Consider the following 12,800-nt stretch of genomic DNA (forward strand, 5'->3'; position numbering starts at 1 on the left):
TCCTGCGTGCAGAATGCGGTCATCAGGTTGAGCGTGATGCCGAACCCGCCGGCGCCGGGTGCTGCGGTCGCACGCAGATTGGCGGCCAGTTCCCCGATCAGCGCCCGCAAGCCGACGCCGCGATTGGCCTCCAGCTCCGCAAAATGGTTGCGATGGACGACCGCCAGTGCGTCCACCCGGCGCTGGATCGACGCATAGGCCGCCGCTACCGCCGGGTCATCGACGCCGCGGGCGTGGATGTTGATCAGGCTGGCGACGACCTGCAGGTTGTTCTTGACGCGGTGGTGCACCTCCCGCGTCAGCTTGGTCTGGCGGGCGAGGCCTTCGGCCAGTTCGGCATCATGCCGGCTGATCCGGTCGGTCATCATCCGGAATGCCGCGCCCAGGTCCCGGATTTCCCGCGCTGGGGTGGTCAGCCGCGGCAGCGCCATCGGGCCGGCATCGGGCCGATACCCCGCCACCACCCGTTCCAGCAGGCGCAGCGGCCGGATCATCAGCCGATCAACCACCAGCCATCCGATCGCCGCCGCCGCCACCCACATCAGGATCGGCAGCAACGCGAGCAGCAGTTCGATGGCGCCGATCGGCACCGCATTGATGACCAGATCGAGCGCGATCTGACCGCTGGCGACCGGCGCGCGGACGACCAGCTTGCGCCCCAGCGCAGCACGATTGACGAACGGGCGGACGATCAATTGCTCGGCATCCTGCCGCAGGACGATGCCGTAGCGGAGCGTGGCGCGCTCTGGCGTGGTGACCAGTCGGGCGAGCGTGGCGAGCGGTGCTTCTGCCACGCCGTAGAGCGCGCCGCCGGGCGATCGCGCTTCGAACTGGACCCGCGCGGCTTGACCAAGCAGTCGGAGTTCGGTTGCGAAGATGTCCTGCGGTCGCCGCGGGACAACGCCGCTGAACCCCGCGGTCGCGCAGACCTTGCGACCACCGATCGTGACGACGGCGAATTCATATTGCCCGCCGCGAGCATCGCGTAAGGCGGCCAGCGCGGGGCGGCACTGATCCCGCAGCGTCGCCGGCGTCATAGGCGCATAGTCCAGCCGGGCGGTGACCGCCCGCAAATCGAGCGAGGTCCGGCCGATCGCCACGCTCAACTGGCGTGAGGCTTGCGACGCCAGCACGCGCGCTTCCTCGCTCCGGCGCAACCGCGCCGTCTGCGCGCTTTCGATCGATGCAAAGATCGCGATCAGCCCCAGCGGCAGCAGGGCTACCGTCAGGATCAGCAGCATTTTCAGGCCGGTCGACAGCCGTGCGAACGAGGGAAGGGTCATGCCACCTGTCTCACCATGCCGACCGGGCGCGGAGGGCGGGCCCATGGCATGGCAACATCAGCGCGTGATCGTCAATCGAGCTTGCCGAGAAGATCGAGCAGATCCGCCGGAATATCCTCGTTCACGGTCCGCTGATAGGCAGAGCGCAACGCCTGTCCGACGTTGGCATCGCCCAGCCCGTTGCCGGTGCCGGTTCGCTTCGGCGGCTTGGCGGTCTTCTTCACTTCAGGAGCCAACTGGTCCGTCCCCCGTCCCTTTTACGCGCGTCGACAGCGCCCGAAAACCTGCGGTCGTGGGCGCGCCGCCCGCCCATTATCGGGATGGTTCGGCGCGATCACGACAGCAGGCAAAATTGCGATCGTGCGCATGGAAACAAAAAACTGTGCGGTTGGTTCCCACTGCGGACAACAAGATCAGGCCGATCGCAAATGGATCGGGGCGGCTTGCCTTGGCGTGCGCCCACCGCGATATGATGGCCTGAAACAGGAGTATAAGTACGATATGTCGCTCGGCCAGGATCTCGCTCCGCACCTTCCCTTCCTGCGGCGCTATGCCCGCGCCCTGACCGGCAGCCAGGCGCACGGCGACAATTATGTCCGCGCGGCGTTGCAGGCGATCGTCGATGCACCGGGAGATTTCCCGCGCGATGTCGATGCGCGGCTGGGCTTGTACCGGACATTCCAGGCGATCTGGTCGTCGACCAACAGCGAACTGGAGAACCGCGACGCCGGCGATACCGGCAGTGAGGGTATCGCCCAGGCGCGGCTGGCGCAGGTGACGCCACGGTCGCGCCAGGCGCTGCTGCTGACGGCGATGGAAGGCTTCACGCCCGAAGATGCGGGTTATCTGATCGATGCGGAGGTCGGCGAGGTCGAAGCGTTGGTGGCGGAGGCGCTGGACGAGATCGAGCGGCAGACGCATGCCGACGTTCTGATCATCGAGGATGAGCCGATCATCGCGATGGACCTGGAAACGATCGTCCGCGATCTGGGGCATTCGGTGAACGGTGTCGCCGTGACGCGGGACGAGGCGGTGGCGCAGGCGCTGGCAAACCGGCCGGGCCTGGTGCTGGCCGACATTCAGTTGGCGGACGACAGTTCGGGGATCGACGCGGTCAAGGATATTCTGGCCGAGTTCTCGGTCCCGGTGATCTTCATCACGGCGTTCCCCGAACGGCTGCTGACCGGTGAGCGGCCGGAGCCGACCTTCCTGATCACCAAGCCGTTCCAGCGTTCCACCGTCAAGGCGGCGATCAGCCAGGCGCTGTTCTTCGATCAGGCGACCGTTCCGGCCTGATGGAACTATCCCGGTGACGGGTACGTTGCCCGTCACCACGATGTGGTACGAACATTCGGAGATGACGACATGGCGGAACAGCCGATTGAAGCGACGCGTGTCGAAGCCCGCGCAGGCGCCAGCACCCATGTCACGCGCTACGTCCTGCCGATCTCGCTGGGGCTGATCGTCGGTCTGTTTCTGGTCCTGCTGCTGATGTACGCCTGACCGCCGGGCCGTTTGTCAGAAACCGGTCGCAATCCGGCTGTAGCATTCCTATTTTCAAGGCATTGGTCGCGCATCGACCGGCCGCGGGGGCATGATATTGGTGATGAATGAGGATCATGGCCGGAGCGACGCCGACGATCTCGACGAGGATGATGTTGATGTCGTTGCGGTCGAACCCGTGCCGTTGCCGGACAACGAGTTCAAGGACGAACTGGCCCGTGTTATCCCGCATTTGCGGGCGTTCGGGCGTTCGCTGTCGGGCAATCGTGACCTGGCGGACGATCTGGTCCAGGAAACGCTGTTGAAGGCATGGGCCGCGCGGAAGCGATTCCAGGCCGGTACCAACATGCGGGCATGGACCTTCATCATCCTGCGCAATCTGTTCCTCAGCCAGATGCGGCGGGCGCGGTTCAAGGGTGAGTGGGACGAGATTACCGCGTCCAAGCTGCTGGCGGCGCCGGCCAGCCAGGACCGGCATGTCGAGCTGGGCGATATGCAGCGTGCGTTGATGCACCTGCCGCAGCCGCAGCGCGAGGCGTTGATCCTGGTCGGCGCGGGCGGTTTCGCTTATGAGGAGGCCGCCGAAATCTGCGGCTGTGCAGTGGGCACGATCAAGAGCCGCGTCGCGCGCGGTCGTGTCGCGCTGGAAACGCTGCTGAGCGAGGGCAAGCTGCCGTCGCGGCGGTCGTATGTGTCTGACCCCGACAAGACCGCGCTGCAATCGATCATGGGTGATGTGGACGAACTGAGCCGTCCGCGCTGAGCGGACGGCCCATGGCGGTGGTCATCCCGGCTTAGTGGAGTCGGTCCAGCAACATCTGCATATCGTGCGGCAGCGCGCCGCCGCCCGGCGTGTAGACCGAACGTAGGGCGCGGCCGATGCCCTTTGCCGGATCGGGTGCGCCGACGATGACCGCCGCGCAGGCCGTCTGCCGGCCGCGATCGATGGTCCTCAACATCGGTTCATCTCCCTTCTTCATGCACCCTGAACGTCCATTTCGCCATGAAGTTGCGGAGAAAAGGTCAGACAGGACAAGTTCGGTCACACTGTGTCATGAAGAGACATGACGGATAGCCGCCGATTTGCCGAAGCGCTGGATCGTGCCCGCGCTCATGCGCCCTTCCTGCGGCTGCTGGCGAACCGCCGGCCCGAGGTCCTCGCGCGGCTGATGGAGAGCGGGATCGATTCCGCGCTTCAGGCCGCCGTCGAGCCGGGTGACACCATTGCGGAGGTTGCGACGGCGTTGCGGCGCGAGCGCCAGGCGCTGGCGCTGGTGGTGGCGCTGGGCGATCTCTCCGGTACGCTGACGCTGGAGCAGGTGGTGGGTCGCCTGTCGGATTTTGCCGATCGTGCGGTCGACCGGGCGTTGACCGCAATCTTCCGCGAGCGTGGCGCACCCGATGTAACCGGGTTCACGCTGTTGGCGTTGGGCAAGCATGGCAGTCGCGAGCTGAATTATTCCAGCGACATCGATCCGATCCTGCTGTTCGACCCCGACACGCTGCCACGGCGGCGGCAGGAAGAGCCGGTCGAGGCGGCTGCCCGGATCGCCCGGCAACTGGTCACCATGCTGCAGGCGCGCGACGGCGACGGCTATGTGTTTCGCGTCGACCTGCGGCTGCGGCCTTCGCCCGAGGCGACGCCGCCTGCTTTGCCGATCGGGGCGGCGATCAGCTATTATGAGTCGAGCGCATTGCCGTGGGAACGCGCGGCCTTCATCCGGGCGCGCGCGGCGGCGGGCGACGTCGCGCTTGGCGGCAGCTTCCTGGCGGCGATCCGGCCGTTCGTGTGGCGGCGCGGGTTGGGGTTCGGCGCGGTCGGCGAGATCCGCGAGATTTCCCGCCGGATCCGCGGCCATCATGGCGGGCAGGCATTCGGCCCGGGTTTCGACCTGAAACGCGGGCGCGGCGGAATCCGCGAGGTGGAGTTCTTCACGCAGATCCAGCAGCTGATCCATGGCGGGCGCGATCCCGCCCTGCGCGCGCCCGCGACGCTGGACGCGCTGGCGGCGCTGACCGTCGCGGGCCATGTCGCGGCGGATGATGCCGCCATGCTGGGAGACGCATACCGCCTGTTCCGCACGATCGAGCACCGGTTGCAGATGGTGGACGACCGTCAGACGCACAGCCTGCCCACCGATCCGGCGGCGCTGGACAGCGTGGCGCAGCTCGACGGGCACGGCGATGGTGCGGCCCTGCTGGATCGGTTGCGCCCGCAGGTCGGGGCCGTCGGCGCGCTTTATGATTGCCTGGATCCCGCAAGCGATGCCGGTGTGCCCCGCACGGCCGACGCGCTGGAGACAGCGGCCGCGGCGGCGGGGTTCGCCGATCCGGCGATGATCCGGGGGCGGATCGACGGGTGGCGGGCCGGTACGCCGCGGGCGCTCCGCACCCCGGCGGCACAGGCGGCGCTGGAAGCCGCGCTGCCGGGGTTGCTGGCGGCGCTGGGCGGCGCGAGCGACCCGGATGCCGCCTTCGTCCGGCTCGATCGAATGGTGTCGGGGCTGCCGACCGCGATCGATTTCTTTCGGCTGGTGGAGGCGCGGCCGGCGCTGGGGCGGCTGGTGGCCGACATCCTGGCCGTGGCACCGGCGCTGGCGGATCAGCTTGGCCGGCGCCCCGCGTTGCTGGACGGGTTGATCGACGCCAGCGCGTTCGACCCGCCGCCTCCCGTAGACAGGCTCGCGGCCGAACTGGTCGCCGGGGAGAGCGGCGAGGATTATCAGCGGCTGCTCGACCGCGTGCGGACGCGGGTGAATGAACGCCGCTTTGCGCTGGGCACCCAGATCGTGGCGGCGGCGGCCGATCCGCTGGTGGTGGCGAACGGCTATGCCCGCGTCGCGGAAGCGGCGATCGCCGCACTGGCGGCGGCCGCGACCACCGAATATGCGAAGGCGCACGGCCATGTTCCGGGTGGCGAGCTGCTGATCCTGGCGCTCGGCCGCTTCGGGGGCGGGGCGCTGACGCATGCGTCGGATCTAGACCTCGTCTATCTGTTCACGGGCGATCATCTGGCGGAATCGGATGGTGCCCGCCCGATCGGTGCGACCACCTATTTCAACCGGCTGGCGCAGCGCGTGACGGCCGCGTTGAGCGTACCCACGCCGGCCGGGCCGCTTTACGACATCGATACGCGGTTGCGGCCTTCCGGTGCGCAGGGGTTGCTGGCGGTTTCGACCGAAAGCTTCGCGCGGTATCAGCGCGAAAATGCCTGGACGTGGGAGCATATGGCGCTGACGCGGGCGCGGCCGGTGTTCGGGTCGGCAGCGGCGCGCGCGGACCTCGATGCGACGATCGCGGCCGTGCTGCGCCGCCCGCGCGATGCCGCCACGCTGATCGCCGATGCGGTGCGGATGCGCGGCGAGATCGCGCAGCACAAGCCGGCGGCAGGCCCGTTCGATGTAAAGCTGCTGCCCGGCGGACTCGTCGATGCGGAATTTTCGGTCCACGTCCTGCAATTGCGCCACGGCGTCGGGCTGGACCCGCGATTGCGCGTCGCGATGACGGTGTTGGGGGAGGCGGGACTGCTGAACCCGGAGATGGCGGCGGCGCATGCGCTGTTGTCGCGAATGCTGGTCGTCATGCGGCTGGTGTCGCCGGATTCGACCGAGCCGCCCCCGCCGGCGCGCGCGCTGATCGCATCGGCATGCGGCCAGGCCGACTGGTCGGCGCTGGTGGCGGCGCGAGACGCCGCAATGCGGTTGATCGCGGACGAATGGGCGCGCATCAGCGGCGGCGGACCCGTGGTGGAAGGACCCCGATGATGCTCGACACGAACGATCGCCTGCCTGACCTTGCGCTGGAAACGCCCGACGGCGGCACGCTGCGGCTGCATGACATGATCGGGGAAAACCTGGTGCTGTTCTTCTATCCGAAGGACGACACGTCGGGATGCACGACCGAGGCGCAGGACTTTTCGCGCCTGAAGGCGGCGTTCCAGATGGAAAGCACGCAGATCCTTGGTATTTCCAAGGGCACATCGAAGGGCAAGGCCAAGTTCATCGAGAAAGCCGGGCTGACGGTCGCGTTGGCCACCGATGCCGACGACAGTGTGTGTGACGCGTTCGGCACCTGGGTCGAAAAGAGCATGTATGGCCGCAAATATATGGGCATCGACCGCGCGACGTTCCTGATCGATCATGACGGGCGGATCGCGCAGGTCTGGCGCAAGGTGAAGGTTCCGGGCCATGCGGAGGCGGTGCTGGAGGCGGCGCGGGCGTTGAAGGTCGTGCGCGGGCCGAATGCCGGCTGAACGCAGCGTCGCGGCGGCGGCGCTGGCGGTCCTGTCGGCGGCGCATCCGGCCGACAAGGTGAAGGCCGCGCGCGCGGCGGCGCGCGATTGGCGCGCCGGGCGGCTGGTAGTGATATGGGACCGCACGATGCCGGACCGGCCGGCGCGGCCCGATCGTCCGGAGCTGTTACCCGCCACCCGGATGCCGCGGCGCGGGCGTGGCGGTAGCGCCGCCGGGCGGATCGCGATGCTGCACGCGCTGGCGCATATCGAGTTCGCCGCAATCGACCTGGCGTTCGACCTGATCGGCCGGTTCGCTATGCTGTTCCCGCCGACGTTTCTGGACGACTGGTTCGGGGTCGGCGCGGACGAAGCGATGCATTTCGCACTGATCGACCGACGGTTGCGCGTGCTCGGCAGCTTCTACGGCGCGCTGCCGGCGCATGACGGTCTGTGGGAAGCGGCCGGCAACACCTCCGACGACGCGCTGGCGCGACTGGCGATCGTACCGATGGTGCTGGAGGCGCGCGGGCTGGACGTGACGCCGGTGACGATCGATCGCTTCGCAGCCGGGGGCGATGCGACCTCCGCCCGCATCTTGACCCGGATTGCGGCGGACGAGGTGCGACATGTGTCGGCCGGGGTGCGCTGGTTCCTGGCCATGTGCGCAGATCGCGGATTACCGCCGGTCGAAACCTGGCGCCGGTTGGTGTCGGAGCGATTTGCGGGTCCGATTAAGCCCCCGTTCAACGACTCGGCGCGCCACGCTGCCGGTCTGACGAAAGGCTATTATACCGACCTTCCCAACCGACCCGATCGTGCCGCATGAAGGATCAACGCCGTCGGGGGGGAGCATTTCCCGATGTCGACCTGATCTTCCAGCAGGCATGCTGCCCCTCCGGGCGGTTTGCAGGCGCCGATACCGGGGTTTGAATGACCTTCACCGCTTCCAACGTCCTGTTTTCTCTTCGGTTCCTGGCCGGGGTCGCGATCATGGCGGGATGCACCGCGGCGCAGGCTTCGCCGCAGGAGGGCGCGGCGATGGATGGCGGCTATGAAATGGTGGACGGCGACGCGCAGGCGGAGCCCGCCGATGCCCAGTTCCATGCGCTGTTCACCACCTGGAAGCGTGCCGATGCGCTGAACGACGGCGGCGCGATGACGATGCCGGGCACGCCGGAGGTCAACGTGCCGTCGCTGCGCCCGGTGACGCTGAAGACCATCAACTTCACCAGCGGGTTTGGTGTGCGATCCGATCCGTTCCGGCACAGCGCGGCAATGCATGCCGGGATCGATCTGGCCGGGCCGCTCGGCACGCCGATCTATGCCACCGCCGATGGTGTGGTGAGCAAGGCCGGGTGGGGCAATGGCTATGGCAACATGGTGGAAATCAGCCACGGTGCCGGCATGGAGACGCGCTATGGCCACATGTCCAAGTTGCTGGTCAGCCCCAACACCCGCGTGCACCGCGGGCAGCTGATCGGGCTGATGGGATCGACGGGCCGATCCACCGGCAGCCATCTGCATTATGAGGTCCGCATCGACGGGCGTGCGGTCAACCCGATCCCGTATCTGCGTTCCGCCGAATATGCCGCGACGTTCGAACAGCGCGCGACCACGGGTACGCAGCTGGCGGCGGTGGGCGGACCAACCGTCAACTGATCCATTGCGGCAGGGGTGGCGCACGCCTATCTCCCACCCATGTCCGAGCCCATCGACCTGACCCCCTCCGCTGCGAAGCGCGTCGCCATGATTGCCGAAAGGCAGGGCAAGCCGCCGATCCTGCGGTTGGCGGTCGACGGCGGTGGTTGCGCAGGGTTCCAGTACAAGTTCGGGCTGGCCGATCTGGTCGAGGCGGACGATGTCGCGGCGGTTCGTGACGGCGTGACCCTGGTGGTCGACTCCGTCAGCCTGGATCTGGTGCGCGGCAGCGCGGTCGATTTCGTGGACTCGCTGGGCGGATCGGCGTTCCGCGTCACTAATCCCAACGCGGCGTCCGGCTGCGGATGCGGGACCAGCTTCTCGATCTGACCGACGGGGGTGCGTCCGGGCGTCGGACCCGCTAGACCCGCCGCATGAAGATCGCGACGTTCAACATCAACGGCATCCGTGCCCGGCTCCCCCGCCTGATCGAATGGCTGGAGGAGACGCAGCCCGACGTCGCCTGCCTGCAGGAAATCAAGGCGCAGGACGAGAGTTTTCCCGAAGCCGACATCCGCGCCGCCGGTTATGGCGCGATCTGGCATGGGCAGAAGGGTTTCAACGGTGTCGCGATCCTGGCGCGGGGATGCGATCCGGTCGAGATCCGCCGCGGCCTGCCCGACGATCCCGATCCGGCGCACAGCCGGTATCTGGAAGCGGCGGTGAACGGCGTGGTGATCGCGTCCATCTATCTGCCGAATGGCAACCCGCGGCCGGGGCCGAAGTTCGACTACAAGCTGGCGTGGTTCGACCGGCTGATCGATCATGCCGCCACGCTGCTGGCGACCGAGCAGCCGGTGGTGCTGGCCGGCGACTATAATGTGATCCCGACCAGAACGCGCGACGACACGTTTTCGGTCCGGGCGATGGCGGACGACGCGCTGCTGCAACCCGAATCACAGGCGGCGTTCCGGCGGCTGTGTTTTCAGGGTTGGACGGATGCGATCCGCGCGCGCCATCCGGGCGGACCCGTCTATACCTTTTGGGATTACCAGGCCGGCGCCTGGGCGCGCGATGCCGGGTTCCGGATCGATCATCTGATGCTGAGCCCCGCCGCGGCCGATCGGCTGATCGATGCCGGGGTCGACAAGGCGACACGCGGCAAGGAAAAGGCGTCGGACCACGCCCCGACCTGGGTGTCGTTGCGGTAGCGCCCGAAGCGTGGGGCAAAAGTCCTGCCGCATAAGGTCACCGGCCGGAACGTCTCGCACCGCGACGTGATCAGTCCGGGTCGACCGGAATCCCGCTCTCGTCCTTTGCGGTACGGATCGTCAGCGATGTCTTGACGCTGGCGACATGCGGGGCCGTGGTGAGTTCCGATGTCAGGAAGCTCTGGAAGCTTTGCAGGTCGTGCGCGACGATCTTCAGGATGAAGTCGATCTCGCCATTCAGCATGTGGCATTCGCGCACCTGCGGCAGCGCCGCCATATGTGCTTCGAACGCGCGAAGGTCCTCCTCCGCCTGCGATCGCAGCGATACCAGCGCGAAGACCATGATGCCGTAGCCGAGCGCGGCGGCGTTGAGCTTGGCATGATAGCCCTCGACGATCCCCGCTTCTTCCAGCGCGCGCACGCGGCGCAGGCAGGGCGGGGCGGTCAGGCCGGCACGGCGGGCAAGATCGACATTGGTGATTCGACCTTCGTCCTGCAGCGATGTGAGGATGGTGCGATCGATGGAATCAAGGGGATAGCGGTTTGCCATGGCATAACCCTATACTGATCTGATCCGACATTGGAATAATCTATCAACGAAATGGAATCGTCTCATAATGTAACGGGGCCAAAACGGGTGTTTCCACTTTGGCGACTTCCCGCTACCGACGGGATGCGCCGGGTGGATCGTCCGGATGGCAGGCTCGCAAAGGATCGACCCCGGGTGCGTTACGATGACATGATCCGCACCGTGATCGATCAGCCGCTGGCCACGGCGGACGCCCGCGATGCGGTATGGGTGCAACTGATCGATCTGATCACGCAGGGGCGCGGGGGATCGGCGATGGCGCACGCCTATGCCATGCTGCGCGACATGCGGGCCGATACCACGATCGCGACGCGGATCCGCGCGGCCCGGATGGTTGCAGGTCGCCGGTTGTCCGCCGCGATGATCCAGCTGTTTGCGGACGATGTTCCCTCGGTCGCGGCGCCGGTCTTGGGCACGGCGCGATTGATCGGTGGCGACTGGGCCGCCATCCTGCCGCAGCTGTCGCCCACGGCGCGTGGCGTTCTGCGCCACCGGCGTGACCTGGACGCGGCCACCCGCCGCGCGCTGGCCGCATTCGGAGCCACCGATCTGGTGCTGAATGCCCCCGCGATGGATGTCGTGGCCGAGCCGGCGTCGCCCGTCGTCACGCAAACCGCCGTCGAACGTCCGGTCGAGCCGATCGTCAGCGCCATGGGCGTGTCGATCAGCGATCTGGTGAAGCGGATCGACGCCTATCGCCGCGATCGCCCGTTGCCGGGCACGGCGATAGCGGCGGAGCCGGTGGTGCCGGCGAGCGAGTTCCGATTTGAAGCGGCGGGTGATGGCGTGATCTTCTGGGTCGACGGTGCGCCGCGGGAAGCGATCGTTGGCGAGACGCTGGCCGAGGTGGCCGGGGACGAGGCCGGGCACGGCGTCGATGGCCACGTCGCCGGGGCGTTTCGCCGGCGCAGCCCGTTTCGCGATGCCCGGTTGAGCGTCGCGGGCGCCGGGCCGGCGGCGGGCGATTGGCGCATTTCCGCGGTTCCGTTGTTCGCGCCGCTGGACGGTCGGTTCATGGGATATCGCGGGACCGCGCGCCGGCCGCGCCCGGACGAGATTGCCACCCCGTCCCGGCGCGACGGGGCGGTGCTGGGCGGGATCGCGCCGGATTCGCTGCGGCAACTGGTGCATGAGCTGCGGACGCCACTGAATGCGATCGTCGGATTTGCCGACATGATCGAGGGGCAGATCCTGGGCCCGGTCGCGGGCGACTATCGCGATCATGCCGGGTCGATCTCCGACGATGGTCGCCGGCTGCTTGCAGCGGTGGACGACCTCGACATGGCGGCGCGGCTGGAAGCGGAGCGGGTCAACGTGGAGGTCGATCCGATCGAGCCGGCGGCGTTGTTGGCGGAGATCGCGTCGCGCCATCAGCCACGCGGAGTGCATGACCCGAGGCTGGACGTGACGATCGCATCCGGGCTGGTCGGTCAGGTCGGCGATCCGATCCTGTTCGACCGGATGTTGTCGCGGATGATCGCCGCCGCCATCGGTTTGGCGGAACCGGCGGAACGTGTCCCGGTGACGCTGGAGTCGGACGGTGCGGGCGGGCTGGTGTTCACGGTGGCGCGTCCCCGTCGCCTGCACGGCCGCGACGAACGCACGCTGCTCGACCCGGGCTATGCGCCCGATGGCGATTGGCCGGATGCGCCGCTGCTCGGGCTTGGCTTTTCCCTGCGCCTGGTGCGCAACCTGGCGTCGCTGGCGGGTGGGAAGCTGTATATCGACGACATGCAGTTCCGGCTGCGATTGCCGCGACCGGTGGCGGACAGCGAAGCCGGCAGCGCCTGATCGAGGGGCAGACCGAGTCCGGGAAAGGGCCCCCGGTCGACCAGAAAGCCGTTGCCGGATGTGATGCAGATATGCCGGACCGGGTATGAGCCGTCGGCACCATCTTGCGGCACGAGAACAAGCCCGCCGGGTCATGCGCAGGGATCGGGCGATCGGGTCATGCTTCGGGACGATCACGGATCGTTGCGGTGCATGTGGTGGGCCCGGCAGGATTCGAACCCGCAACCTAGCCGTTATGAGCGGCCGGCTCTACCATTGAGCTACAGGCCCCGACCGCGCGGATAGCGGAGGCAGGCGCGGCGTGGCAAGTGCCCGTTTCCCTGCGGATCAATGAAGCAGGATCACCAGACAGGCGATGGCGCCCCATGCAGTGGCCGACAACAGCCCGGAACAGAGCAGTGCCTTGGGCACCGTGTAATTCTCCGTCACGACGCGATCCTGCGAGTCGCCGCCAGGGCCGATCAGGTTCGTGGCCATCAGTTCCGCTCCTTCCGACTTATGTTGTAGTATTTTTTATTGATGTGCCATCCCGGCACGAATCTTACAATCGG

At 67.4% G+C, this 12,800-nt stretch carries 15 protein-coding genes and 1 tRNA gene; 10 read left to right on the forward strand and 6 right to left on the reverse strand.

Annotated elements, in window-relative coordinates; translation table 11 throughout:
* Together VF649_RS07960 and VF649_RS07965 are read right to left on the reverse strand one after the other, a co-directional pair.
* On the reverse strand, positions 1 to 1,283 hold a 1,283-nt coding region (locus VF649_RS07960), incomplete at its 3' end, for a sensor histidine kinase (RefSeq protein ID WP_331011428.1).
* A gap of 71 nt (positions 1,284 to 1,354) precedes the next feature.
* Entirely contained in the window at positions 1,355 to 1,507 is a 153-nt protein-coding gene (locus VF649_RS07965; RefSeq protein ID WP_331011429.1) for a NepR family anti-sigma factor, read from the reverse strand.
* 277 nt (positions 1,508 to 1,784) lie between these two features.
* On the opposite strand from VF649_RS07965, the gene VF649_RS07970 reads away from it, so the two are divergent.
* The 3 genes from VF649_RS07970 to VF649_RS07980 all read left to right on the forward strand — a co-directional run bounded on the left by VF649_RS07970 (position 1,785) and on the right by VF649_RS07980 (position 3,549).
* Complete coding sequence (locus tag VF649_RS07970; protein ID WP_331011480.1) at positions 1,785 to 2,579, forward strand: response regulator; 795 nt, start codon at positions 1,785 to 1,787, stop codon at positions 2,577 to 2,579.
* A 69-nt stretch (positions 2,580 to 2,648) separates the two neighbouring features.
* Positions 2,649 to 2,786, forward strand: coding sequence for a hypothetical protein (locus VF649_RS07975; protein WP_331011430.1), 138 nt, complete (start codon positions 2,649 to 2,651; stop codon positions 2,784 to 2,786).
* 103 nt (positions 2,787 to 2,889) lie between these two features.
* A complete protein-coding gene (locus tag VF649_RS07980) occupies positions 2,890 to 3,549 on the forward strand; it encodes a sigma-70 family RNA polymerase sigma factor (RefSeq protein ID WP_331011431.1) in 660 nt (219 codons plus the stop codon).
* Positions 3,550 to 3,580: 31 nt separating this feature from the next.
* Here VF649_RS07980 and VF649_RS07985 read toward each other — a convergent pair whose 3' ends face one another.
* Positions 3,581 to 3,745: a hypothetical protein gene (locus tag VF649_RS07985; RefSeq protein ID WP_331011432.1), complete on the reverse strand. Its 165-nt coding sequence runs from the start codon at positions 3,743 to 3,745 to the stop codon at positions 3,581 to 3,583.
* Between the two features lie 105 nt (positions 3,746 to 3,850).
* On the opposite strand from VF649_RS07985, the gene VF649_RS07990 reads away from it, so the two are divergent.
* The 6 genes from VF649_RS07990 to xth all read left to right on the forward strand — a co-directional run bounded on the left by VF649_RS07990 (position 3,851) and on the right by xth (position 9,869).
* Positions 3,851 to 6,550 carry a bifunctional [glutamine synthetase] adenylyltransferase/[glutamine synthetase]-adenylyl-L-tyrosine phosphorylase gene (locus VF649_RS07990; RefSeq protein ID WP_331011433.1) on the forward strand — a complete coding sequence of 900 codons (2,700 nt, stop codon included), beginning with the start codon at positions 3,851 to 3,853 and terminating at the stop codon, positions 6,548 to 6,550.
* On the forward strand, positions 6,550 to 7,038 hold the full coding sequence (locus VF649_RS07995; RefSeq protein WP_331011434.1) for a peroxiredoxin: 489 nt from the start codon (positions 6,550 to 6,552) through the stop codon (positions 7,036 to 7,038). The genes VF649_RS07990 and VF649_RS07995 overlap by 1 nt, the downstream gene beginning before the upstream one ends.
* A complete protein-coding gene (locus VF649_RS08000) occupies positions 7,028 to 7,846 on the forward strand; it encodes a ferritin-like domain-containing protein (RefSeq protein WP_331011435.1) in 819 nt (272 codons plus the stop codon). The genes VF649_RS07995 and VF649_RS08000 overlap by 11 nt, the downstream gene beginning before the upstream one ends.
* A gap of 104 nt (positions 7,847 to 7,950) precedes the next feature.
* Positions 7,951 to 8,679, forward strand: a complete 729-nt coding sequence (locus VF649_RS08005; protein WP_331011436.1) for a M23 family metallopeptidase — start codon at positions 7,951 to 7,953, stop codon at positions 8,677 to 8,679.
* Between the two features lie 39 nt (positions 8,680 to 8,718).
* Positions 8,719 to 9,048, forward strand: a complete 330-nt coding sequence (locus VF649_RS08010) for an iron-sulfur cluster assembly accessory protein (RefSeq protein WP_331011437.1) — start codon at positions 8,719 to 8,721, stop codon at positions 9,046 to 9,048.
* Between the two features lie 44 nt (positions 9,049 to 9,092).
* On the forward strand, positions 9,093 to 9,869 hold the full coding sequence (gene xth / locus VF649_RS08015; protein WP_331011438.1) for an exodeoxyribonuclease III: 777 nt from the start codon (positions 9,093 to 9,095) through the stop codon (positions 9,867 to 9,869).
* Between the two features lie 70 nt (positions 9,870 to 9,939).
* Here the strand turns inward: xth and VF649_RS08020 are convergent, their stop codons facing one another.
* Complete coding sequence (locus VF649_RS08020; protein ID WP_331011439.1) at positions 9,940 to 10,419, reverse strand: Lrp/AsnC family transcriptional regulator; 480 nt, start codon at positions 10,417 to 10,419, stop codon at positions 9,940 to 9,942.
* A gap of 174 nt (positions 10,420 to 10,593) precedes the next feature.
* On the opposite strand from VF649_RS08020, the gene VF649_RS08025 reads away from it, so the two are divergent.
* Positions 10,594 to 12,249 carry a HAMP domain-containing sensor histidine kinase gene (locus tag VF649_RS08025; protein ID WP_331011440.1) on the forward strand — a complete coding sequence of 552 codons (1,656 nt, stop codon included), beginning with the start codon at positions 10,594 to 10,596 and terminating at the stop codon, positions 12,247 to 12,249.
* 195 nt (positions 12,250 to 12,444) lie between these two features.
* Here VF649_RS08025 and VF649_RS08030 read toward each other — a convergent pair.
* Positions 12,445 to 12,519 (reverse strand) — tRNA-Ile (locus VF649_RS08030).
* Positions 12,520 to 12,576: 57 nt separating this feature from the next.
* Entirely contained in the window at positions 12,577 to 12,726 is a 150-nt protein-coding gene (locus VF649_RS08035; RefSeq protein WP_331011441.1) for a hypothetical protein, read from the reverse strand.
* Between the last annotated feature and the right edge of the window lie 74 nt (positions 12,727 to 12,800).

Source organism: Sphingomonas sp. (assembly GCF_036387535.1).
Classification (GTDB): Bacteria; Pseudomonadota; Alphaproteobacteria; order Sphingomonadales; family Sphingomonadaceae; genus Sphingomonas_R.